This window comes from Halarchaeum acidiphilum MH1-52-1 (assembly GCF_000474235.1).
GTDB lineage: Archaea > Halobacteriota > Halobacteria > Halobacteriales > Halobacteriaceae > Halarchaeum > Halarchaeum acidiphilum.
In genome coordinates, this window is record NZ_BATA01000154.1 from 1 (window position 1) to 678 (window position 678).

2 pseudogenes are annotated in these 678 nt (G+C 71.7%); both read left to right on the top strand.

What is annotated here, in order from left to right:
* Positions 1-236 (top strand): annotated as a pseudogene (locus tag AOZ13_RS13630) (amino acid ABC transporter ATP-binding protein); the annotation flags it as partial.
* A pseudogene (locus AOZ13_RS13635) lies at positions 237-678 on the top strand (amino acid ABC transporter permease); the annotation flags it as partial.

Below are 678 nucleotides of genomic sequence, written 5' to 3' on the forward strand. Positions count from 1 at the left end.
TCGGCGAGGTGCTCGGCGTCATGCGCGAACTGGCGGAGGAGGGGATGACGATGCTCTGCGTCACCCACGAGATGGGGTTCGCCCGACAGGCCGCGACGGACATCATGTTCCTCGACGGCGGCCACATCGTCGAGCACGGCGACCCCGAGCGGCTGTTCACGAACCCGGAGCACGAGCGAACCGGCGAGTTCCTCCGCCGGCTCACCGAACTCCACGGCGGCGGGACGGAGCCGTAGATGTCCGCGGAACGAGAGCGCCGTCACGGACGCGCCGAACGCGCGGTGACGTACGTCGTCGGCGGCGCGATATGGCTCTGGCTCGTCTTCCGCTGGCTGAACGCGTGGCTCGGCGGGGTCGTCGTCGGGGCGACACAGCCGCTCGTCCCGCAGTCGACCGCGGCGGCGCTGGAGGCGGCGGGCGCGAACGTCGGCGCGATCGCGAACGGCGTGCCGGCCGCGTCGGCGGTCTTCGACCTGCTCGGGTGGCTCGTCGGGATGGCCGGGTTCGCGAGCCAGTACGGCCCGAATCTCGCGGTCGCGGCGTGGCTGACGATCGTGCTCACGGTCGTCAGCGTCCTGCTCGGTCTCGTCATCGCGGTGCCGCTCGCCGCCGCGCGGGTGTACGGCCGCGTCACGAAGTACGTCGCGCTCGTCTACATCGAACTCGTCCGCGGGACGC